Source organism: Streptomyces sp. NPDC092952, from assembly GCF_044754785.1.
Classification (GTDB): domain Bacteria; phylum Actinomycetota; class Actinomycetes; order Streptomycetales; family Streptomycetaceae; genus Streptomyces.
This window is the reverse complement of the sequence record NZ_JBIVPT010000021.1, coordinates 78,707-99,398: the sequence shown is the minus strand read 5'-3', so window position 1 is coordinate 99,398 and position 20,692 is coordinate 78,707. Positions and strand designations below refer to the sequence as shown.

The 20,692-nt window shown below is 73.7% G+C and carries 19 protein-coding genes; 8 read left to right on the top strand and 11 right to left on the bottom strand.

The genetic code is table 11. The features are described from left to right. Nucleotides 1–51: 51 nt before the first annotated feature. Nucleotides 52–1,536 (bottom strand): SDR family NAD(P)-dependent oxidoreductase, encoded by a 1,485-nt coding sequence (locus ACIQGQ_RS32400; RefSeq protein WP_402402717.1) that lies wholly within the window; start codon nt 1,534–1,536, stop codon nt 52–54. Nucleotides 1,537–1,825: 289 nt separating this feature from the next. Between ACIQGQ_RS32400 and ACIQGQ_RS32395 the strand changes: the two genes are divergently transcribed. Beyond that, nucleotides 1,826–2,281, top strand: coding sequence for an ATP-binding protein (locus tag ACIQGQ_RS32395; RefSeq protein ID WP_402402715.1), 456 nt, complete (start codon nt 1,826–1,828; stop codon nt 2,279–2,281). 34 nt (nt 2,282–2,315) lie between these two features. Here the strand turns inward: ACIQGQ_RS32395 and ACIQGQ_RS32390 are convergent, their stop codons facing one another. Next, nucleotides 2,316–2,996, bottom strand: a complete 681-nt coding sequence (locus tag ACIQGQ_RS32390) for a (2Fe-2S)-binding protein (RefSeq protein ID WP_402402713.1) — start codon at nt 2,994–2,996, stop codon at nt 2,316–2,318. A gap of 209 nt (nt 2,997–3,205) precedes the next feature. On the opposite strand from ACIQGQ_RS32390, the gene ACIQGQ_RS32385 reads away from it, so the two are divergent. Then, on the top strand, nt 3,206–4,249 hold the full coding sequence (locus ACIQGQ_RS32385; protein ID WP_402402710.1) for a DMT family transporter: 1,044 nt from the start codon (nt 3,206–3,208) through the stop codon (nt 4,247–4,249). On the opposite strand, the gene ACIQGQ_RS32380 is transcribed toward ACIQGQ_RS32385, so the two are convergent. The 3 genes from ACIQGQ_RS32380 to eat form a co-directional block, all read right to left on the bottom strand. Beyond that, nucleotides 4,239–5,588, bottom strand: a complete 1,350-nt coding sequence (locus ACIQGQ_RS32380) for a transglycosylase family protein (protein WP_402402707.1) — start codon at nt 5,586–5,588, stop codon at nt 4,239–4,241. The two genes, ACIQGQ_RS32385 and ACIQGQ_RS32380, sit on opposite strands and share 11 nt — an antisense overlap. A gap of 135 nt (nt 5,589–5,723) precedes the next feature. Beyond that, on the bottom strand, nt 5,724–6,443 hold the full coding sequence (locus ACIQGQ_RS32375) for a gamma-glutamyl-gamma-aminobutyrate hydrolase family protein (RefSeq protein ID WP_402402704.1): 720 nt from the start codon (nt 6,441–6,443) through the stop codon (nt 5,724–5,726). A 46-nt stretch (nt 6,444–6,489) separates the two neighbouring features. Further along, on the bottom strand, nt 6,490–7,947 hold the full coding sequence (eat, locus tag ACIQGQ_RS32370) for an ethanolamine permease (protein ID WP_402402702.1): 1,458 nt from the start codon (nt 7,945–7,947) through the stop codon (nt 6,490–6,492). 328 nt (nt 7,948–8,275) lie between these two features. On the opposite strand from eat, the gene ACIQGQ_RS32365 reads away from it, so the two are divergent. The 4 genes from ACIQGQ_RS32365 to ACIQGQ_RS32350 all read left to right on the top strand — a co-directional run bounded on the left by ACIQGQ_RS32365 (nt 8,276) and on the right by ACIQGQ_RS32350 (nt 12,543). Beyond that, entirely contained in the window at nt 8,276–9,640 is a 1,365-nt protein-coding gene (locus ACIQGQ_RS32365; RefSeq protein WP_402402699.1) for a glutamine synthetase family protein, read from the top strand. Between the two features lie 44 nt (nt 9,641–9,684). Beyond that, nucleotides 9,685–11,094, top strand: coding sequence for an aldehyde dehydrogenase family protein (locus tag ACIQGQ_RS32360; protein WP_402402696.1), 1,410 nt, complete (start codon nt 9,685–9,687; stop codon nt 11,092–11,094). Nucleotides 11,095–11,099: 5 nt separating this feature from the next. Further along, the gene (locus ACIQGQ_RS32355; protein WP_402402693.1) at nt 11,100–11,885 is read left to right on the top strand and encodes a 3-oxoacyl-ACP reductase; all 786 of its coding nucleotides are present in this window, start codon (nt 11,100–11,102) and stop codon (nt 11,883–11,885) included. Nucleotides 11,886–12,033: 148 nt separating this feature from the next. After that, complete coding sequence (locus tag ACIQGQ_RS32350) at nt 12,034–12,543, top strand: hypothetical protein (RefSeq protein WP_402402690.1); 510 nt, start codon at nt 12,034–12,036, stop codon at nt 12,541–12,543. Between the two features lie 22 nt (nt 12,544–12,565). On the opposite strand, the gene ACIQGQ_RS32345 is transcribed toward ACIQGQ_RS32350, so the two are convergent. Beyond that, a complete protein-coding gene (locus ACIQGQ_RS32345) occupies nt 12,566–13,576 on the bottom strand; it encodes a hypothetical protein (protein ID WP_402402779.1) in 1,011 nt (336 codons plus the stop codon). Between the two features lie 116 nt (nt 13,577–13,692). On the opposite strand from ACIQGQ_RS32345, the gene ACIQGQ_RS32340 reads away from it, so the two are divergent. After that, on the top strand, nt 13,693–14,331 hold the full coding sequence (locus ACIQGQ_RS32340; protein WP_402402687.1) for a TetR/AcrR family transcriptional regulator: 639 nt from the start codon (nt 13,693–13,695) through the stop codon (nt 14,329–14,331). 73 nt (nt 14,332–14,404) lie between these two features. Here the strand turns inward: ACIQGQ_RS32340 and ACIQGQ_RS32335 are convergent, their stop codons facing one another. From ACIQGQ_RS32335 to ACIQGQ_RS32315, 5 genes are all read right to left on the bottom strand, one after another. After that, nucleotides 14,405–15,550 (bottom strand): glycosyltransferase family 4 protein, encoded by a 1,146-nt coding sequence (locus ACIQGQ_RS32335; RefSeq protein WP_402402684.1) that lies wholly within the window; start codon nt 15,548–15,550, stop codon nt 14,405–14,407. A 204-nt stretch (nt 15,551–15,754) separates the two neighbouring features. Further along, the gene (locus tag ACIQGQ_RS32330; RefSeq protein ID WP_402402682.1) at nt 15,755–16,423 is read right to left on the bottom strand and encodes a response regulator; all 669 of its coding nucleotides are present in this window, start codon (nt 16,421–16,423) and stop codon (nt 15,755–15,757) included. Further along, nucleotides 16,420–17,784 carry a sensor histidine kinase gene (locus tag ACIQGQ_RS32325; protein ID WP_402402679.1) on the bottom strand — a complete coding sequence of 455 codons (1,365 nt, stop codon included), beginning with the start codon at nt 17,782–17,784 and terminating at the stop codon, nt 16,420–16,422. Before ACIQGQ_RS32325 ends, ACIQGQ_RS32330 begins: the two co-directional genes overlap by 4 nt. 25 nt (nt 17,785–17,809) lie before the next feature. After that, nucleotides 17,810–18,970: an acyltransferase gene (locus ACIQGQ_RS32320; protein ID WP_402402676.1), complete on the bottom strand. Its 1,161-nt coding sequence runs from the start codon at nt 18,968–18,970 to the stop codon at nt 17,810–17,812. After that, nucleotides 18,963–19,940 carry an alpha/beta hydrolase gene (locus ACIQGQ_RS32315; RefSeq protein WP_402402673.1) on the bottom strand — a complete coding sequence of 326 codons (978 nt, stop codon included), beginning with the start codon at nt 19,938–19,940 and terminating at the stop codon, nt 18,963–18,965. The genes ACIQGQ_RS32320 and ACIQGQ_RS32315 overlap by 8 nt, the downstream gene beginning before the upstream one ends. A gap of 254 nt (nt 19,941–20,194) precedes the next feature. Between ACIQGQ_RS32315 and ACIQGQ_RS32310 the strand changes: the two genes are divergently transcribed. Further along, nucleotides 20,195–20,680 (top strand): Lrp/AsnC family transcriptional regulator, encoded by a 486-nt coding sequence (locus ACIQGQ_RS32310; protein ID WP_402402671.1) that lies wholly within the window; start codon nt 20,195–20,197, stop codon nt 20,678–20,680. Nucleotides 20,681–20,692: the final 12 nt, after the last annotated feature.

Below are 20,692 nucleotides of genomic sequence, written 5' to 3'. Positions count from 1 at the left end.
AGCCGCACCACACGGCCCGCCCCGGGGCGGGCCCGGGGCGGATCCGGACGGCTACCAGTTGGCCGGGGCGTAGTCCTTGAGGAAGCAGCCGTAGAGGTCCTCGCCGGCCTCGCCGCGCACGATCGGGTCGTAGACCCGGGCGGCACCGTCGACCAGGTCGAGCGGGGCGTGGAAGCCCTCCTCCGCCAGACGGATCTTGTCGGGGTGCGGGCGCTCGTCGGTGATCCAGCCGGTGTCGACGGCGGTCATCAGGATGCCGTCGTTCTGGAACATCTCCTGCGCGCTGGTGCGGGTGAGCATGTTCAGGGCGGCCTTGGCCATGTTGGTGTGCGGGTGACCGGCGCCCTTGTAGCCGCGGCTGAAAACGCCCTCCATCGCGGAGACGTTGACGACGTAGGCCCGCTTGGCCGCCGTGGCCGCCATGGCCGGGCGTAGCCGGCTGATGAGGATGAACGGGGCGGTCGAGTTGCAGAGCTGGACCTCCAGCAGCTCGATCGGCCCGACCTCGTCGACCGTCTGCACCCAGCTGTTCGTGTCGTGCAGGTCGGGGACGAGCCCGCCCGCGTCGATCGCGGTCCCGGCGGCGATCCGCTCCAGCGAGGCGGAGCCGGTGACCAGGGCGAGCTCGGTGACGTCCTGGGCGCTCAGCCCCTCCTTGCGGGCGGACGGCAGGGCGGCCACCCGGTCGACGGTGCCGCTGCCGAAGGTGCCGATGACCTCGGCGGCGGGCAGCTCGCCCGCCGGGAGCGGCGCGGACTCGGCGTTGACCAGCTCGCTGTAGGCGTTGGCGGAGCGGCGCACCGTCTGGGCCGCGTTGTTGATCAGGATGTCCAGCGGGCCCTCGGCGGCCACCGAGTCGGCGAGGGCGACGACCTGGGCGGGGTCGCGCAGGTCGATGCCGACGATCTTCAGCCGGTGGATCCACTCGTCGCTGTCCGGCATCGCCTTGAAGCGGCGGATCGCGTCGTTGGGGAAGCGGGTGGTGACGGTGGTGTGGGCGCCGTCGCGCAGCAGCCGCAGCGCGATGTACATGCCGATCTTGGCCCGGCCGCCGGTCAGCAGGGCCCGCTTGCCCGTGAGGTCCGTCCTGGCGTCGCGACGGGTGCGGTTCTCCTGCGCGCACGACTGGCAGAGCTGGTGGTAGAACGCGTCCACCTCGACGTACCGGGTCTTGCAGATGTAGCAGGACCGGGGGCGCTGGAGCACGCCCGCGATCTCGCCGCGGCTGGACGACGACGGCAGGACGCCCTGGGTCTCGTCGTCGATCCGGTCGGCCGAGCCGGTCGCGGTGGCCTCGGTGACCGCCTTGTCGTGGGCGGTCTTGGCGGCGCGGCGCTCCTGACGGCGGCGCTGCTTCACCGTCCGGTAGATCCCGGCGGTGGCACGGCGTACGGCGACGGCGTCGGGGTGGTCGACCTCGATGCGGTCGAGCTCGTCGAGCACACTGAGGCAGACGGCAAGCCGCTCCGGGTCGATCCCGGGGCCGAACTCCTCCGTACCAAGAGCGAGCTCCTGGCTGTCCTCTGTCACCGTCATCGCCGTTCCTCTGCCGTCCGTCTCTCGTGGCGGCCGACCGCCGTACCTGCTTGTGCCGGGCCGAAACGCCCCGGTCAAGTCTGCCATGCACCCGATGCTGCTCCGTTCGCGTGATGTGGTGGCACCGGCCGTACCCGGGGGCGGTACTCTTCGCTGCGGCGTCGTGGCCGACCGGTGCGGTGGTGGCCGGGAACTGCCGGGTTTCCGCCGGAGTGGGACCGTGGTTCGCGGGTAGGCGGACACCGAGAAGCCGTCACCGAACACCCCTGCGTCGCCCTGGCTGGAGCACATGAACGAACAGGTCACCTCACGACCGGTCGACGGGCCGTGCCCGGACCGGCCCCCGGAGGTTCTGCACAGCGCCGAGGTGTTCGACGGCGAGCCGGGCTGCATCGCACAGGCCCGCGCGCTGGCCGACCGCTTCCTCGTCCGGCTGGCCGCCGAGTGGCTCGCGGTCCTGGGCGAGCGCACCCGCGGCGATCTGCTGCTGGCGGTGAGCGAACTGGTCACCAACGCCGACCGCTACAGCCAGGGCCCGTACCTGCTGGAGCTGGAGGGCACCGCGGAGCGCGTCAGTGTGACGGTGTACGACTCCAGCACCGCGCTTCCGCTCTTCTACTCCCCCGACCCGGCACGCCCCGGTGGCCACGGCATGGAGATCGTGGTGGCGTTGTGCGACCGGCTGACCGCCGAGCGCGTGCCGGTGGGCAAACGCATCCGGGCCGAGTTCGAGCTGAGCAGCTGAGCCGCCGGGCACCCGGACCGTGGGGCGGGCGGGGTCAGCGGCGTTCGAAGACGCAGTCGCCGCACAGTCCGCCCGCCGGGAGGCGGTAGTAGAGGCAGCAGCTGCGCCGGCGGAACGCCGTGTCGTGCGGGGCGCCGGTGGTCCGCAGGTCCGGGTGGTCGAGGAGTTCGGCGGTCAGGGCGCGGGCCCGCGCCGCCGCGTCGGGGCGGCGGTGGGTCCCCGCCCAGGAGACCAGCTGGCGCAGGGCCCCGGCGAGCGCCGAGCCTGCGTTGCCCCACAGCAGCCGGTCGGAGAGCCGCCCGTCCCGGTGGACCGCCTCGGCGAGCGGTACGAGGTGCCCGTACTGGACGGTCTCGCGGATACGGTCGGCGGTTGCGGGCAGCGAGCCGGTGCCGTCCAGCCACAGGTCGTCGGGGGACGACTGCCCCGGGTCCCAGTGGAGGGAACCGGCCGACAGGTCGGGGAAGCGGCCGGTCACCGCAGCCGGTCCGAGCGCCGTCGACCAGAGGCGGGCGGCCAGCCCCAGGTGTGCGATCGAGGCGGCCACCCGGCGCTCGTCGGTGCCCAGCCGGGCCGCGACCGTGTCGATGCGGGCCGTCAGCGGGGCCTGCTCCCCCGCGTACAGCCGTGCCAGGGGGCGGTGTTCCCCACCGGCCGGTGCGACGGTCCGCAGTGCGAAGAACCCCTCCGCCGGGCCCTGTGCGGACTCGTCCATGGGCTGTGCTCCTTCCCGGCGCCCCGTCTCCTCGGCGTGGAGCGGCCCCGCCCACCGTAGACCCGTGGGCGGAGGGGCGACGGCACCGGGTGGAAGGGCTACCGCCCGGGGGCGGAGACCTGGGCCACCCCTGTACTACTGGAGCAGTACGTCCGATTGCCCTCTCAGGGACGACGACGCGGCGCCGCCGGAGCGACATGGTGGTGTACATGAGCTCCCTCGCGCTTTCCGTGCTGCTTTCCCTGGTCTCGGCGGTCGCCTACGCGGCCGGGGCGATCGTCCAGGAGCGCGTGGCGGCCACCGGTGGCGGCGGTGCGTTCGCCCCGCTGCGCGACCGGGTCTGGTGGGCCGCCGTGGCCCTGAACGGGGTGGGGGCGCTCCTCCATGTCGTGGCGCTGGCCTGCGGTCCGCTCAGTCTCGTCCAGCCGCTCGGCGCGCTGACCATCGTCTTCGCCCTGCCGATGGCGGCGCTCCTCGTCCGCCGCCGGGCCGGGGCCACCGCTTGGCGGGGTGCGGTGATGGCGGCCGCGGGGCTGTCGGGGCTGCTCGCGCTGACGGGGCACGCCAAGTCCCATGCGCTGCGCGGGCCCGATCAGTTGGTGCTCGCCGGGGTGGCGCTGGGCGCGGTCGCGCTGCTCGCCCTGGTCGCCGCCGCGGGGGTGCGCCGTCCGGTGGTGCGGAGCGTGGTCCTGGCCGGGGCGGCGGGCATCGCGTTCGGGATCGCCTCGGTGTTCATAAAGACGGTGGCGGTGGCGTGGACCTCGGGGGCGGTGGTGCTCGGGCTGGTGGCGATCGCCGTGTTCGCGGCCGCCGGGACGCTGCTCTCCCAGGCGGCGTACCGGGGCGCCGGGCTGACCGCGCCGCTGGCGACGGTGACGGTGGCGAATCCGGTGGTGGCGGCGGTCGTCGGCATCACGCTGTTCGGGGAGCGGTTCCGTTACGGCACGGCCGGGACGGTGCTCGCGCTGGGCTGCGCGGTGGTCGCCGCGGGCGGTCTGGTCCTGCTCGTGACGGAGCGGCTGGGCGCCGAGCGGAACGGGGCGGCGGACGGCGGCCTCCCCGGAGCGGACGGCGGTCCGGGGGCGGCCGGGGCCCCGGTGCCCGTGGAGCCGGTGGCGCGTCCGCTGCCCCCGGTCCTGCCTCTGGAGCGCCTGGACCGGGTGACGTTCGGTACGGGGAACCCCGTCGGGCCCCGGGCGGCCGGGCGGGGCCCGACGGGCCGCCCGGTCCGTACCCCGCCGTTCAGACCTTGACGCCGCCCGCCCTCAGGTAGGCCAGCGGGTCGACGTCCGATCCGTAGCCGGGGCCGGTGCGGATCTCGAAGTGCAGGTGCGGTCCCGTGACGTTGCCGGTGGCTCCGGACCGGGCGATGCGCTGCCCCGCCGTGACATGCCGGCCCTCGCGCACATGGAGCGCGGACAGATGGGCGTACTGGCTGTACTTGCCGTCGCTGTGCCGGATCACGACCTGGTAGCCGTACGCCCCGCCCCAGCCCGCCGAGACGACCGTGCCGGAGGCGATCGCCCGGATCGACGTGCCGGTGGGCACCGGGAAGTCGACCCCGGTGTGGTAGCCGCTCGCCCAGGAACCGGGCTTGTGGTACGGGGTGCCCAGGCCGGCCGCCACGGGGGCGACGAGAGCGGGGCGGTGCGCCGTCTCCTTCGGGTGGGGCTCGGCCTGCTCGTGGTGGGGCTTCGGCCGGGTCGTCGGCTTGGTCCTGGCGGGCTCGCGCGTCCCGGGCTTCGCGGACTCCTGGTGGGGCTTGGCCGCCTGCCGCTTGGGGGCGGCGGCCCGGTCGTGCCGGTCGGTGTTCGCGGCCTCGGTCCGCTGCGGCGTCGCGGCCTTCGCCGTCCCGGTCCCGGTCTTCTTCGGTGCGATGGTCTCCTGGCGCTTCGGTGTGGTCGCGGGGGTGGAGCGCTTCTGCGGACGGGACGCGCGGGTGGTGTCCAGGCTGAGCCGCTGCCCGGGAAGGATGAGGTCGGGGTCGTCGCCCACCACGTCGCGGTTGCGCTCGTAGAGGTGCTGCCAGCCGCCCTTGAGGCGCTTGTTCGCCGCGATCGCGGAGAGCGAGTCCCCGCGCGCCACGGTGTACGACTCCCGCTTGCCGGGCACGGTGGTCGGGGTGGCGGGAGCGGCGGCGGGGCGCGTGCCCGGCTGCCCGGTCGCCGCTTTCCGGGTGGTCTGCGACTGGGGGGCGACGTCGGGTTCCTGCCCGTCGCGGGTCAGCCCCGCGCGCGTGGAACAGGTCGGCCAGGCACCGGGCCCCTGGGCGTCGAGCACCTTCTCCGCGACGGCGATCTGCTGTTGCCTGGTGGCCAGGTCGGCGCGCGGGGCGTAGGCCGTACCGCCGTAGGCGGACCAGGTGGAGCGGGTGAACTGGAGCCCGCCGAAGTGGCCGTTGCCGTTGTTGATCTGCCAGTTGCCGGTGGACTCGCAGGCGGCGACCTTCTCCCAGACGTCCGTCGGGGCGGCCTGGGCCGGTACCGCGGCGATGAGCGGGAGCGCGATGCCCGCACCGCCGATGGTGACCGTGAGCGAGGCGCGGTTGATCCGGCCGGGCTGGTACTTGCGGTGCCGTCCGTTCGCGGCCATGACTTGGCTCCCCCACTGGCATAGGACACGTCGCAATCGCCCAACTTATGGGCAGGTGGCGGGAGATGACAAGGGAGCGAGGGGGCGCACGGGGCATCGGGGGCGCACCCGCGCCGCCCCGCCGCGGCCGGTGCGTCAGGGCGTCGGCACGCCCGTCCGGGTGGCGGAGCGGTGCCGGGCCGCTGCCACGAGCGCGGCCATGACCCGGGTGTCCTCGCCCGCCTCGGGGTGCCACTGGACCCCGAGCACCAGGCCGGTGCGGCCGGTCAGTTCGATCGCCTCCACGGTTCCGTCGGCCGCGTGGGCACTCGCCGTGAGCCCGGTCCCCAGCCGGTCCACGGCCTGGTGGTGGTAGGTCGGCACCGCGGCCGGCCCCGCGACGGCTTCGGCGTACCGGGTGCCGGGTACGGGGGTGACGGTGTGTTCGCCGAAGACGCCGGTGCCTCCGGTGTGCCCGTCCAGGTGCTGGTGCAGGGTGCCGCCGAGGGCGACGTTGAGCAGCTGCATGCCCCGGCAGATGCCGAGCAGCGGGACGCCCCGGTCGATCGCCGCCCCGATCAGCGCCAGTTCCCAGGTGTCACGGGCGCGGCAGGGCGGGCCGGTGCGGGGGTCGGGGCGCGCGCCGTAGCGGGCCGGTTCGACGTCGGCGCCGCCCGCGACGACCAGGCCGTCCAGCGCGTCGACGGCCTCCCGGGCCGCGTCGGCGGTGTCGTCGGGCGGCAGCAGCACCGCCAGCCCGCCCGCCGCCCGGACCAGGCGGGGGTAGCCGGCGGGCAGCAGGGCGGCGGGCATCTCCCACACGCCCCACCGGGCCGGTTCCTGGTAGGTGCTGATGCCGATGACGGGCCGGGCCATGGGGCTCCTCCGGTTTCTCCCGGGCTTCCTTGCCGGTCGGGGGTGTTCAGTCGCGTGACAGTTCGGCCTCGGCCGCCGCCAGGGCGGCGAACTCCTCCTCCGGGGCGCCCGCGACCAGGCGGTGGCGGCTGTAGAACGCGAAGTAGGCCAGCGCCACCGCGTACACGCCGAGGGCGATGAACGCCGCGTCCCGGTCCACCAGGAAGGTCGCCACCAGCGCCGAGCATGCCAGGACGAACGCCACGGAGGAGGTGAGCGCGCCGCCCGGGGTGCGGTAGGGGCGTTCGAGCGCGGGTTCGCGGCGGCGCAGCACGATGTGGGAGAGCGCCATCAGGGCGTAGCTGATGGTGGCGCCGAAGACGGCGACGTTCAGGATCCGGCCGCCGTTGCCGATCCAGGCGGCCAGGGTGAAGCCGATCGCGCCGGGGATCAGCAGGCCGAGGTAGGGGGACTTGCGGCGGTTGGTCAGCGAGAGGAAGCGCGGCAGGTAGCCGGCCCGGGAGAGCGCGAACAGCTGGCGGGAACCGGCGTAGATCAGCGAGAAGAAGGACGCCACCAGCCCGGCGAGGCCCGCGTAGTTGACGAAGCGGCTCAGGCCGGTGGGTCCGCCCTCGCCCTCCAGCGCGACCACCAGCGGGTTGCCCGCCTCCTGGATGGCGCGGGCGCCCTGGGCCCCGGTGGCGGCGAGGAAGGTGAGTACCGCCAGCCCCACCAGTACGGTCAGCGAGATGGCCAGCGCCCTCGGCATCGACCTGACCGGGTCCCTGGCCTCCTCGGCGGCGAGCGGTACGCCCTCGACGCCGAGGAAGAACCACATGCCGAAGGGGAAGGCGGCCCAGATGCCGAGCAGCCCGAAGGGCAGCCAGCTCGACGCCCCGAAGGCACCGTGGTCCACCGGGATGTCGTCGAGCCCGCCGGCGTCGAAGTCGGTGAGCGCGCCGACGGCGAAGACGAGCAGCGCGGCCACCGCGACGGCGGTCACGACCAGGCTGAACCGCAGCGCCTCGCCGACGCCCCAGAGGTGGATGCCGATGAACAGGGCGAAGCAGACGAGGTAGACGGGCCATCCCGAGGTGAGCCCGAACAGGCCGAGGGATTCGACGTAGTCGCCGATGAACAGCGAGATGGCGGCGGGGGCGAGGATGTACTCGATGAGGATGGCCGTTCCGGTCAGGAAGCCGCCCCAGGTGCCGAGTGCCCGGCGGGCGAAGCCGTAACCGCCGCCCGCGGTGGGCAGGATGGCGGAGAGTTCGGCCAGCGCGAAGACCAGGCAGGCGTACATCAGGCCCATCAGCACCATGGCCGCCGCGAGTCCGCCGAAGCCGCCCTTGGACAGGCCGATGTTCCAGCCCGAGTAGTCGCCGGAGACGACGTACGCGACGCCGAGCCCGGTGAGCAGCAGCCAGCCCGCGCTGCCCCGGCGCAGGGTGCGGCGGTGCAGGTAGGCGTCGGTGCCGGACGGTTCGCCGGGTGGGCTGGTGGGGGTGTCGGTTCCCTGGGCCATGGGCGCTCCAGACGTGTGACGACGGCTCCGCGTCCAGGCGGAGTCGCGGGGAGACGAGGAAACGGGGAAACGGGGAGGGGAGACGGACCGGTCTTCGATCAAAGGTTCAACCGCACACCTTTGTGGAACACCCGGTGAAACACAAGAGGCGGGCACCGAACGGCGACACGGATGCCTCAATCTCCCGCCCCAACGGCCACGAAGACTTCCGCACCTGCCCGCCACGAGCGGCCGGAACACCGGTCCGGCAACCACGGCCGGGCCCTCTTCCCAATCAATGGTCGCCTGTCATACCTTACGGATTCCGGTGCACCCAAGGAGGAATCCCGTGGCAGACCGCACACCCCCGCTGACCGTCGAGAAGCTGCGCGCGCTCGTCGCGGACGGGTCCGTCGACACCGTCGTGCTGGCCTTCCCGGACATGCAGGGGCGGCTCCAGGGCAAGCGGTTCGCCGCGGACTTCTTCCTCGCCGAGGTGCTGGAGCACGGCACCGAGGGCTGCAACTACCTGCTCGCGGTGGACACCGAGATGAACACCGTCGACGGGTACGCGATGTCCTCCTGGGAGCGCGGTTACGGCGACTTCGCGATGCTCCCGGACCTGGCGACGCTGCGGCCGGCGCCCTGGCACCAGGGCACCGTGATGCTGCTGGCGGACCTCGCCTGGGACGACGGCCGCCCGGTCGCCGCCGCACCGCGCCAGGTGCTGCGCCGCCAGCTGGACCGGCTGGCCGCCCTCGGGCTCCGCGCCCAGGTGGGGACGGAGCTGGAGTTCATCGTCTTCAAGGACAGTTACGAGCAGGCCTGGGACCGCGGCTACCGGGGGCTGACCCCGGCCAACCAGTACAACATCGACTACTCCATCCTCGGCACCGGCCGCGTCGAACCGCTGCTGCGCCGCATCCGCAACGAGATGCGGGGCGCCGGGCTGACCGTCGAGTCCGCCAAGGGCGAGTGCAACCTCGGGCAGCACGAGATCGCCTTCCGCTACGACGAGGCGCTGGTCACCTGCGACCAGCACGCCGTCTACAAGACGGGCGCCAAGGAGATCGCCGCGCAGGAGGGCGTCGCGCTCACCTTCATGGCCAAGTACGACGAGCGCGAGGGCAACTCCTGCCACATCCACCTCTCGCTCACCGACGCCGAGGGCGTGAACGCCATGGCCGGCAACGGGCCGGACGGCATGTCGGAGCTGATGCGCCACTTCCTCGCCGGGCAGCTCGCCGCGCTGCGCGACTTCTCCCTGCTGTACGCGCCGAACATCAACTCCTACAAGCGGTTCCAGCCCGGTTCCTTCGCGCCGACCGCCGTCGCCTGGGGGCACGACAACCGCACCTGCGCGCTGCGCGTGGTCGGGCACGGCGGCTCCCGCCGCTTCGAGAACCGGCTGCCCGGTGGCGACGTCAACCCGTACCTCGCCACCGCCGGGCTGGTCGCCGCCGGGCTGTACGGCGTCGAGAAGGGGCTGGCGCTCCCGGAGCCCTGCACGGGCAACGCCTACACCGCCGGGTACGAACAGGTGCCCACCACCCTGCGCGAGGCCGCCGACCTGTGGGAGGCCAGCCCCATCGCCAAGGAGGTGTTCGGCGAGGAGGTCGTCGCGCACTACCTGAACATGGCCCGCGTCGAACTGGCCGCCTACGATGCCGCCGTCACCGACTGGGAGCTCCGGCGCTCCTTCGAACGCCTCTGACCTCCTCCTCCGCCCCGTCCGCCACTCCCGATCGAGGCCCGTACGTGTCCCACCCGAACGCAGCACCCACCACGGACGCACGACCGACCCTGGACGTCCTGAACCCGGCCACCGCCGAGGTCGTCGCCACCGTCCCGGCCGCCACCGCCGCCGATGTCGACGCGGCCGTCGTCCGCGCCGCGGCCGCCCAGCGCGTCTGGGCCGCCGCGGCACCCGCCGACCGCGCCCGGCTGCTCCGCCGGTTCGCCTCCGCCGTCGACGCGCACGTCGAGGAGCTGGCCCTGACCGAGGTCCGCGAAGCCGGTCACACCCTCGGCAACGCCCGCTGGGAGGCGGGCAACGTACGCGACCTCCTCGACTACTGCGCGGGCGGTGTCGAGCGGCTGCTGGGCCGTCAGATCCCGGTCGCCGGAGGCATCGACTTCACCCTGCTGGAGCCGCTGGGCGTCGTCGGCGTCATCGCGCCCTGGAACTTCCCGATGCCGATCGCCGCCTGGGGCACGGCGCCCGCGCTCGCCGCCGGCAACGCCGTCCTGCTCAAGCCTGCCGAGACCACCCCGCTGACCGCGCTGCGCCTGGCAGAACTGGCCCTGGAGGCCGGGCTGCCCGAGGGGCTCCTCCAGGTGCTGCCGGGCGAGGGGCCGGTGGCCGGTGCCGCCCTGGTGGAGCATCCCGGCGTCGCCAAGATCGTCTTCACCGGTTCCACCCGGACCGGCAAACACATCATGGCCCGCTGCGCCGCCCGCGTGAAGCGGCTCACCCTGGAGCTCGGCGGCAAGAGCCCCAACGTGGTCTTCGCCGACGCCGACCTGCCGGCCGCGGCCGCCGCCGCCCCCATGTCCTTCCTGGACAACGCGGGCCAGGACTGCTGCGCCCGCACCCGCATCCTGGTCGAACGGTCGGTCCACGACCGCTTCCTGGAGCTGCTGGCGCCGGCCGTCGCCGCCGTGGTGGTCGGCGACCCCTCGGACGAGAAGACGGCGATGGGGCCGCTGATCTCGGCCGCCCAGCGGGACCGGGTGCGCTCCTACGTGGCCGGCGCGCCGGCGGCCGGGGCGGAGACGATCCTCGGCTCGGCGCCCGAGGGCCCGGGGTTCTGGTACCCGCCGACCGTCCTCGTCGGGGTGGATCCCGATGCTCCGGTCGCCGTCGAGGAGGTCTTCGGCCCGGTCGCCGTGGTGCTGCCCTTCGACGACGAGGCGGACGCCGTACGGCTGGCGAACGCGACGGAGTACGGGCTGTCCGGTTCCGTGTGGACCCGGGACGTGGGCCGTGCGCTGCGGGTCGGCCAGGGGCTGCGGGCCGGGAACCTCTCGGTCAACTCGCACTCCAGCGTCCGGTACGCCACCCCCTTCGGCGGCTACCGGCAGTCCGGGCTGGGCCGCGAGCTCGGCCCCGACGCCCTCACCGCGTTCACCGAGACCAAGAACATCTTCATCAGCACGGAGGACTGAGCAGCATGACCGACACCACCAGCGTCTGCCGCCGCCTGACCGGCCGCACCGCCGTCGTCACCGGGGCCGGAAGCGGCATCGGCCTGGCCACCGCACGGCGGCTGGCCGCCGAGGGCGCGCACGTCGTCTGCGCCGATGTGGACGAGGAGCACGGCAAGGCCGCCGCCGAGGAGGTCGGCGGCCTCTTCGTCCGTACCGACGTGACCGACGCCGAGCAGGTGGAGGCCCTGTTCAAGGCGGCGTTCGACACCTACGGCTCGGTCGACATCGCCTTCAACAACGCGGGGATCTCGCCGCCCGAGGACGACTCCATCCTGGAGACCGGGCTCGACGCCTGGCGCCGGGTGCAGGAGGTCAACCTCACCTCCGTCTACCTGTGCTGCAAGGCGGCCATCCCGTACATGCGCCGCCAGGGCAGGGGCTCCATCATCAACACGGCGTCCTTCGTGGCCAGGATGGGCGCGGCCACCTCGCAGATCTCGTACACCGCGTCCAAGGGCGGGGTGCTGGCGATGTCGCGGGAGCTGGGCGTGCAGTTCGCGCGGGAGGGCATCCGGGTCAACGCGCTCTGCCCCGGGCCGGTCAACACCCCGCTGCTCCAGGAGCTGTTCGCGAAGGACCCGGAGCGGGCCGCCCGCAGGCTGGTGCACATCCCGGTCGGCCGCTTCGCCGAGGCCACCGAGATCGCCGCCGCCGTGGCCTTCCTCGCCAGCGACGACTCCTCCTTCGTCAACGCCACCGACTTCCTGGTGGACGGCGGCATCTCCGGCGCGTACGTCACGCCGCTCTAGAGCATTGCCCCATACCCCTGTTGAACGCGTTCAACAGGGGTATGGGAGTCTGCTTCCCGACGGTCCGGCCGGTACGGACCGCATACGGGAGGTCCTGATGGCGGGTGGGCACGGGCCACGCACACGGCGGACCCTTCTCGGAACCCTGATGATCGCCGCGACGGCCGTTGCGGCGACGGCGTGCGCAGGGCCCTATCAGTACTACGACGGAACCGGGCTCCACGACGCCACGTCGGCGGAGCTCGCCGGGAACTGGAAGTGCGTCGAGGGGACCCGCGTCGCCCTCCGCCAGGACGGCACGGCCGTTGTGGAGAAACTCGACGGACACGACTTCGACTTCGACGACGGCTGGCGCCTCTCCGGCCGGGGGACCTGGCGGCTGGCCGACAGCAGTGGCGGGCAGACCGTCCGGCTCAGGCTGACGGACCGGACACGGGTGGACCGGCGTCCTCCCGGGACGTCCACCGGCACCCCGGCCCCCACCGCCCCGACCTCCACCGCCCCGGACTCCGGCACTTCGGACACCGACGCCCCGTCGACGTACTCGTGGAGCTTCTACGTGGACCGCGACAAGCGCGACGCGCCGGTGCTGTTCTTCTTCTACGGCGACCCCGACATCGGGAACACCTATGTGATGGAGCGCGAGCCGGCGTCGTAGCCGGGCGCCGCACGCGGGGGCGTCACCGCCGGTACCGCCGCGCCACCGCCGCGAAGGCCTCCTTGGGCTCCCACTCCATGTCGGGATAGGTGTGCCCGCGACGGCCTTCGAGGAGTTTGACGATGCCGAGCCCGGCCCGGTCCAGGTCGTCCCGGGGGTCGCCGTCCGGGCGGTGCGGGTAGCCGGACAGGGCGAACAGGAACACGAACGCGCTGTCCACGCCCTCGGCCTCGAAGACCTCCAGCAGTTCGTCCAGGTAGGCGGCCTGACCGGCCTCGTCGCGCTCGTACACGCCGTCGAGCCGCACCGGCGCACCGGTCTCCGGATCGCGCTCCACCACTTCCAGCACACGCCCGCCGCGGTCCCCCGCGCCGAGGTAGGCCGCGGTGCCGAACCCGGTCATGGCGAGCGGCTTCGGCCCCTGGGCCAGGGTGCGCACCGCGTCCCGGAACAGATGGGCGATCCCGGCGGAGCGGATCAGCTCGAACGTCGTGATGTCGAAGGGGTCCCAGTCGATCCGCTCGAACTGGATGGCCGCGTAGGTGAGCCGTCCCCCGAACCGCTCGCGGACGGTGGCCGCGGCCTCGCGGAGGAACGCGTTGATACGGACGCCGAGTTCACCCATCGCCTCACCCCGCCGCCCGGGCCGTCCCATCAGCCCCTCGACCCGCTCCTCGGGGCTCGCGCCGGGCAGGAAGCCTCGGTTCATCACGCTCAGCTCGACCCCCGCGACGAACACGACGTCGGCGCCCCGCCGCCGGATCCGTTCGGCCCGCTCGGCGCAGTCGGCGAAGAGCGCGAGGATCCGCTCCGGTTCCAGCTCCAGCGGGTAGGGCGAGAACCAGACCTCCAGACCGAGCTCCGCGGCGATCCCGGCGGCCAGCTCCAGCCGTTCCGGGTCGCCGCCGATGATCTGCACGGCGTTGCAGTGCAGGTCGTCGCGGATGACGGCGAGTTCGCGCCGGACCACTTCGGGGTCGAGCCACTCCCGGGCCGTCCGTCCGTGCACGACGAATCCGGTGTCGTAGGTCATTCCTCTTGCTCGCACGGTGGCGTCCTCCCTCTCGTTCCCGGAGGCACCGAGACTGACGCAGAAAATGCGTACACGCAAGTTTGCGTGCACGCATCATTAGGTGGGAGGCTGTCGCCATGACGACACCACCACCGGGTCTGCGGGAACGGAAGAAGCAGGCCACTCGTGCGGCGTTGCGCGAGGCGGCGCTGCGCCTGGCCATGGAGCGCGGACCGGACCAGGTACGGGTCGAGGACATCGCCGAGGCGGCCGGGGTCTCGCCGCGCACCTACAACAACTACTTCGCCAGCCGCGAGCAGGCGATCGTCTCCGCCGTCACCGCGGACCGGGAGACCCGGATCGCGGCGGCGGTCGCGGCCCGGCCGGCCGGAGTGCCGCTGGCCGACGCCGTCACCGAGGCGGTGGTCGGGCAGTACACCGACACCGGCGAGCAGGCGCCCCGGGCGCTGCTGCTGATCACCACACGGACCGCGCTGCGCGAGGCGTTCCTCGGGAGCACCGCCGCCATCGAACCGCCGCTCGCGGCGGTGATCGCCGAACGGCTGGGCGGCACCGGAGCGCAGACGGCCCGTGTCCTCGCGGCGAGCGTGGCGGCGGCGGTCCGCATCGCGCTGGAGGAGTGGCTGCGGCCCGCCGGGAGCCCCGGGGACGGAGGGCTGGTCGTCCCCTCCGGCCCCCTGGCCGGCCGGCTCCGCTCGGCACTGGCCCCGCTCGCGCCCGCGCTGGACGCCGCCGAACGGGCCGCCCGGCCGTGAATCCGCGCCCGCCGAGCCCGTACGGCCGACCGGACTCCCGGCGCAGCGGTGCCCGGCTCCCGGCGGGTTCCGCTCACACGGTGCCCGGCGGCTCCTCGTCGACGGGGGTCAGCAACCGGGTGAGATGGCGGGCCGACGCGTCCCAGGACCACGACTCCTCGACCCAGGTACGGCCGGCGGCGCCCATCGCGGCCCGGTCCGGGTCGAGGAGGACACCGGTCAGCGCCTCGGCCACGGCCCCGGTGTCGGTGCCGTCCACCACCCGGCCGGTCCGGCCGTCGAGGACGGTGTCCGGGGCGCCGCCCGAGTCGCCGACGACCACCGGCAGTCCGCTCGCCGCCGCCTCCAGGAAGACGATGCCGAGTCCCTCCGCCTCCAGACCGGCCCGCCGGGTGCGGCAGGGCATCGCGAAGACGTCCGCGGCGGCGTAGTAGGACGGTGTGCCGCTGTGCGGGACCCCGCCCACGAAGTGGACGGCCCCCTCGCCGTGCCGGGCCGCCAGCTTGCGCAGCCGCGCCTCGTCGGGCCCCTTCCCCACCACCAGCAGCACCGCGTCGGGCACCTGCCGCCGGATCAGCGGCAGCGCCCGGATGAGGGTGTCCTGTCCCTTGCGGGGCACCAGTCTGGCCACGCAGAGGATGATGCGCGCGTCCCGCAGCCCGAGCGCGGTGCGCGGGTCCGGTCCGGCGTCGGTGCGGGGGCGGTACGCCTCGGGGTCGACCCCGGGAACCAGCCGGCTCATGCTTGCCCGGGGACCGAGCGCGGGCTCGATCCGGGCTCGGGTGTACTTCCCCAGGTAGGTGACCACGTCGACGCCGGTGCCTATTCGGCGCATGAGCTGGCGCGCGCCGGGCGTCCTGGCCCACCAGATCTCGTGGCCGTGGGTGGTGGCCACGATGCGCCGCACCCCGGCCCGTCGCAGAGCCGGCGCCATCAGGGCCAGCGGGGCGGCGGCACCGAACCAGACCCGGTCGCAGCCGTGCGCCTCGGCTATCTCGACGGCCCTGCGGGTCGCCCGCCCGGTCGGCAGCAGCGTCCGGGCCGGGTCGCGCACCACGGGGAACGGCAGGCCCGCGTCGTAGGCGGCGTCACCGGGCTCGTGCGAGGTGTAGACGACCACGTCGTCGTCGGGGACGCGGGTGGCCATCGCGTGCACGAACGTCTCGATACCGCCCTGACGCGGCGGGAAGTCGTTGGTGATGACGAGGGTGGAGCCCATGGGGTTCTCGGTTTCCTTCGGCAGGCGGGGAACGGTCGGATTCATACGGAAACGGGCAGCCCTGAACCCGGTCACGAGCATGACTGCTCACCGGGTCGGCCCAGGGGGCGTCCGGTCACCGGTGCGATGAGGGTGCGGGCGGGACGGTACCCGGCAGTACGCTACCCGGAGGAGGCGGCCAACTGCCGTGCGAGAGGCGGTTGTTCAGTATCCGGTGGGGCGCACCAGACCGGTTTCGAAGGCGTGGACCGCGGCCTGGGTCCGGTCGCGCAGCCCGAGCTTGGCCAGGATCCGGCCCACATGGGTCTTCACGGTCTGCTCGGCCACCACGAGCCGTCCGGCGATCTCGGTGTTGGACAGCCCCTGGGCGATCAGCGCCAGGACCTCGGTCTCGCGCTCCGTCAGCTCCCCCGCCCGCCCGGCCGGGGCGCGCGGGGCGGCGCTCACCCGGGCGAACTCGGCGATCAGCCGCTTGGTGATGTTGGGGGCGAGCAGTGCGTCGCCCTCGGCCACCACCCTTACCGCGTGGGCGAGTTCACCGGCCGAGGCGTCCTTCAGGAGAAAGCCGGAGGCCCCGGCGCGCAGTGCCTCGTAGACGTACTCGTCGAGATCGAAGGTGGTCAGGACCAGGACCTTGGCGGTGGCGCCGTCGGCCCCGGTGACGGCACGGGTCGCCTCGATGCCGCCGAGCCGGGGCATCCGTATGTCCATCAGGACCACGTCCGGGGCGAGTTCGGCCACCTTCTCCACCGCGTCGGCGCCGTCCACGGCCTGGCCGACCACCTCGATTCCGGGTTCGGCGTTCAGCAGCACCGTGAAGCCCTGGCGGACCATCATCTGGTCGTCGGCGATCAGGACGCGGATGTCCGTCATCGGGGATCCTCTGCGGGGTCGGCGGGGCGGACGGGGCGGACGGGCTCCGCCGGGGGCAGTGCGGGAAGTATCGCGGTGACGTCGAATCCCCCGTCGGGGGTGGCTCCGGTGGCGAGTTCGCCGCCCAGCATCGCGGTGCGCTCGCGCATCCCGAGCAGGCCGTGGCCCCCGTCGCGGGCGAGCGGGGCGGTCCGGTCCGGTCTGGTGTTGGTGACCCGGACCACGACTGCGTCCCGCTGGTGGCCGATCTCCACCCGGACCCGGGCGCCGGGGGCGTGCCGGATCGCGTTGCTGAGCGCCTCCTGCACGATGCGGAAGGCCGACAGTTCGACGCCCGGGGACAGCGGGCGCCGCTCCCCGGTGACCGTGGCGGTGACGTCGAGTCCGGCGGCGCGCGCGTTGCCGACGAGGGCGTCGAGCCGGTCGAGGGTGGGTTGCGGGGCGTGCCGGTCGGCCTGCGGGAGGGGGTCCTCGGAGCGCAGTACCCCGAGGACGCGGCGGAGTTCGGTGAGGGCGTCGACCGCGTTGCGGCGGATGCCCTCGACGTTCTCCCGGAGCTCGTCGGAGGGGTTGTCGACCAGGTGCGGGACGACCTGGGCCTGGATGGAGATGACGGACATGTGGTGGGCGACCACGTCGTGGAGTTCGCGGGCGATGCGGTTGCGTTCCTCCAGCAGGGTGCGCCGGGCGCGCTCCTCGGCGGTCAGCCCCTCCTGCACGACCAGCCGGGTCCGGGCCACGGACAGGCCGCGCAGGGCGGCGCCCAGCATCGTGACGACGACGAGGACGGCGAGGGCGAGGCGGGGGCCGGGGCCGTTGCCCCAGGAGACCGCCGCGTCGCAGGCGAGTCCCACCAGTACGGTGATCGCCAGGGCTTCGGCGGCGACCCTGGGCCGTACCCTCAGGGCGAGCAGGAAGAGCACCCCGGCCTGCACCGCGACACAGGTCGCGTTCCAGGGGTACGCCGAGGGCTCGGGACCGGCGAACGAAGGGGCCCCGAACCGGAATTCCTCCGGTCCGGAGGCGGAGTTGGCGGCGAACGGGGTGACCACCACCGTCACGATCAGCGACGCCCACCAGGCCGGGACCGGGCGGTACAGGACGGCGAGGAGCGCCACCGCCTGGACCACGGCGAAGAGGAGGCCGAGCTGGATGCCCGCGCCGAACTGGAAGGCGTACAGGTTGGTGTCGGCGACGAGCAGGCCCACCGCGACCATCACCAGCGGCACCATGATGACCGGCCGCCAGTCCAGCCAACGCGGCTTCCCATAGCCCCCGTTCGGGCCCTCCCGCATGGTCAGGAGGTCCTCGCGCAGCGTACGGGGCAGGGCCCGCAGCCACCGTACCGAACGCCTCACCATGTCTCCCCCGTTCACAGATGGCACCTTAGACACCTCGGGCCGCCGTCCGTCGGGGGCGTCCCTCGCGGACGACCAGGCTCTTTCCGCGCGGGCGCCGCCGCTCGTACCCGTGGAAGGCCGCCCGGCAGAGTGCCAGCGCGACGGCGAACACCGGCAGCCAGGCCAGCCGGGCGAGCACCCAGCCGGGGTGGTCGGGCGGGGTGTGCAGGCCCGGCAGGGGGGTTCCGGCCGCCAGGCCGAGCGCGGTGACCGCGATCATCGCGGTCTGGTGCCACAGGAACACCGTCATGGCGGAGAGGTTGAGCACGGCGACCACGGCCCAGAGGGCGGGGCGCCGCAGCATCCGGCGCAGCGGGCCGAGCAGGAGCAGCGCCGCGCCGCACTGCGCGAGGCCGAAGGTGACCACCGCGAGGGTCGGCGGGTCGAGGTTGGAGATCTCCGTGCCGGGCACGCCGACCATGGACGCGGGGTAGCCGCCCCAGCGGACGAGCACGGCGGTGGCCGCGGCCCCGCCGAGCAGCAGGGTCCAGCCGGTGCGACGGCCGCACAGTTCGCCGCGCGCCCAGGCCGCGCCGAGGCAGTACGGCACCAGCCAGCCGGCCGCCACGTTGACCGAGGCGAACGCGGTGGGGACGTCCAGGCCGAAGCGGTACAGGTCGACGACGAGCACGACGGCGAACGGCCAGAGCGGATGGAGCCGTGCCACCAGAGGGGTGGCGGCCGTGAGGCCCATGAGGACCGCGACGAACCACAGCGGTGACCAGACCAGTTTGCCCAGGGCCCGCACGGTGTCCGGGTCGGTGCCGGATGCGAGCAGGGTGAGCGCCACGGCGGCCCATACGGCGAGGAGCACGGCGGTCGGGCGCAGCAGCCGGACGGTCCGGGCCCGCAGCCAGCGGCCGTAGCTCTCGCCCCGGGCACGGGCCGTGGCATGGCTGCGCGCCCCGACCACCCCGCCGACCAGGAAGAAGACCGCGAGGGTCTGGAACAGCCAGGTGGCCGGGGTGAGTTCGGGGAGGTCGCGCAGCGGGCTCGCGCCGTGCACGGTGCCGCTGTCGGTGACCAGGGCGGTCACCAGCCAGTGACCGAGGACGACGCCGAGGATGGCGAGGGCGCGCAGGGCGTCGAGGGCGCGGTCGCGGTCGGCGGGGGTGGCGGATTCGATCCGCCGGGCGAGGTCACGCATGGCGCTCTCCCGGGGCCGGTACTGATCCGGCCCGGCCGGCCACGATCCGGGCGATGTTCCGCAGTGGTTCGGAGCCGCTCCTCAGGTAGTCGCCGTGGCCGCCGTCGCCCGCCGCGAAGATCCGGGCGCCGAACCGGGGTGAGACGGGGTCGGTGCCGAACCCCAGCTCCAGGAAGGGCAGCCGCAGCCGGACGTGCGGCACGTCGGCGATCCAGTCGCCGCCGGCGCGGCCCGCCCAGACGGTCGCCCCGGTGCGCAGGGCGGCGGCGTCCGGGTAGCCGGTTCCCGGGCTGCCGTACAGGACGATGTCGGCGGCCCGTGCTCCGTGCGCGGCCCGCGCGCAGACCACGGTGCCGTAGGAGTGGCAGAGCAGCACGGTCCGCGCACCGGGCTTGAGCCGTTCCAGCTCATGGGTGAAATCGACGAGCCCGGGGGCCGCCCCGATGGCGCGGTCCGGGGTGACGGAGCCGGCGCTCACCGTGTCCGGGGTCCGGTATCCGAGCCAGGCGATCACCGCGGTGCGGCCGCCCAGTTCGTGGAGCAGGGCGCGCGATCCGTCGCGCAGCCGCCAGTAGTGGTCGAGGCCGATGCCCGCGCCGGGGACGAGTACGGCGATCCGTTCCGCCCGCGCCAGGTCGCCGAAGACCTCGGCGGAGCGGCCGCCGTCGCGCCCGTCGAAGGTGAGGAAGGTGCGGGCGGGGTCGGCCATCTCGTGGAGCGCGGCGGCCCGTACGCGGTCCCCGTGGCCGGCCGCCGCGCGTTCGGCGGCGACGATGTCGGTCCGGGTGGCCGCGTACCGCTCGGCGAGGGCCGCGGGGGCGGCGGTGCCCAGCGGGGTCCGGGCGGCCGGTGCGGGCGCCGGGACTGCCTCGGGGCGTGCCATGCCGGAGACCGGCACGGCGACCGAGGCGGCCACGAGCGCGGCGAGCAGACCGCGGCGCGGTCGGCCGGTGCGTGGTGGGGACGGCATGACGAGGTGGTTCCTTCCGTGCCTGGCGGCTTCGGGGAGGGACGGTCGGGGCGAGTGGTACCGAAGCTAGGGACCGGGCCGGGTAGTCGGCGTCCCACCGGGGTGTGAACCTGATCCGTAGCTCTGCGGGACTACGGGTATGACCGACGGTCAGGGGCGATAAGGGGGAGATCGGACGGTCGACAACAGGTCCGAACTGTGCCGTTGGTACAGTCAAAGACCGAATTGCCGGACCAGGAAGAGGCCAGCGGACCATGGCGGTGGACGATCTCGACACCCGTATCCTCCGGCTGTTGATCGAGCAGCCGCGCACCAGCGTCCGCGAGTACGCGCGCATCCTCTCCGTCGCCCGGGGCACCCTCCAGGCCCGGATCGACCGGCTGGAGCGGAACGGTGTGATCACCGGCACGGGTCCGGTGCTGTCCCCGGCGGCGCTGGGCCATCCGGTGCTGGCCTTCGTCCATCTCGAAGTGACCCAGGGGCATCTGGACGAGGTCGGCGAGGCGCTCGCCGAGGTGCCTGAGATCGTGGAGGCGTTCTCGACGACGGGCGGCGGGGACCTGCTGGCCCGGGTGGTGGCCCGCGACAACGGACATCTGGAGGATGTGATCCAGCGGCTGATCCAGCTGCCCGGCGTGGTCCGGACGCGTACGGAGGTGGCGTTGCGCGAGCGGGTGGCGCACCGGCTGTTGCCGCTGGTCGAATCGGTGGGCCGGACGGCGGCGGCCGACCGGAGGTGATCAGGGTCGGGC

Coding starts and splice junctions, on each gene's coding strand:
- ACIQGQ_RS32340 (WP_402402687.1), top strand. CDS start 13,693: ATGACGACACCACCACCGGGTCTGCGGGAACGGAAGAAGCAGGCCACT.
- ACIQGQ_RS32350 (WP_402402690.1), top strand. CDS start 12,034: ATGATCGCCGCGACGGCCGTTGCGGCGACGGCGTGCGCAGGGCCCTAT.
- ACIQGQ_RS32335 (WP_402402684.1), bottom strand. CDS start 15,550: ATGGGCTCCACCCTCGTCATCACCAACGACTTCCCGCCGCGTCAGGGC.
- ACIQGQ_RS32375 (WP_402402704.1), bottom strand. CDS start 6,443: ATGGCCCGGCCCGTCATCGGCATCAGCACCTACCAGGAACCGGCCCGG.
- ACIQGQ_RS32390 (WP_402402713.1), bottom strand. CDS start 2,996: ATGGACGAGTCCGCACAGGGCCCGGCGGAGGGGTTCTTCGCACTGCGG.
- ACIQGQ_RS32325 (WP_402402679.1), bottom strand. CDS start 17,784: ATGGTGAGGCGTTCGGTACGGTGGCTGCGGGCCCTGCCCCGTACGCTG.
- eat (WP_402402702.1), bottom strand. CDS start 7,947: ATGGCCCAGGGAACCGACACCCCCACCAGCCCACCCGGCGAACCGTCC.
- ACIQGQ_RS32330 (WP_402402682.1), bottom strand. CDS start 16,423: ATGACGGACATCCGCGTCCTGATCGCCGACGACCAGATGATGGTCCGC.
- ACIQGQ_RS32320 (WP_402402676.1), bottom strand. CDS start 18,970: ATGCGTGACCTCGCCCGGCGGATCGAATCCGCCACCCCCGCCGACCGC.
- ACIQGQ_RS32400 (WP_402402717.1), bottom strand. CDS start 1,536: ATGACGGTGACAGAGGACAGCCAGGAGCTCGCTCTTGGTACGGAGGAG.
- ACIQGQ_RS32385 (WP_402402710.1), top strand. CDS start 3,206: ATGAGCTCCCTCGCGCTTTCCGTGCTGCTTTCCCTGGTCTCGGCGGTC.
- ACIQGQ_RS32355 (WP_402402693.1), top strand. CDS start 11,100: ATGACCGACACCACCAGCGTCTGCCGCCGCCTGACCGGCCGCACCGCC.
- ACIQGQ_RS32380 (WP_402402707.1), bottom strand. CDS start 5,588: ATGGCCGCGAACGGACGGCACCGCAAGTACCAGCCCGGCCGGATCAAC.
- ACIQGQ_RS32395 (WP_402402715.1), top strand. CDS start 1,826: ATGAACGAACAGGTCACCTCACGACCGGTCGACGGGCCGTGCCCGGAC.
- ACIQGQ_RS32315 (WP_402402673.1), bottom strand. CDS start 19,940: ATGCCGTCCCCACCACGCACCGGCCGACCGCGCCGCGGTCTGCTCGCC.
- ACIQGQ_RS32345 (WP_402402779.1), bottom strand. CDS start 13,576: ATGACCTACGACACCGGATTCGTCGTGCACGGACGGACGGCCCGGGAG.
- ACIQGQ_RS32310 (WP_402402671.1), top strand. CDS start 20,195: ATGGCGGTGGACGATCTCGACACCCGTATCCTCCGGCTGTTGATCGAG.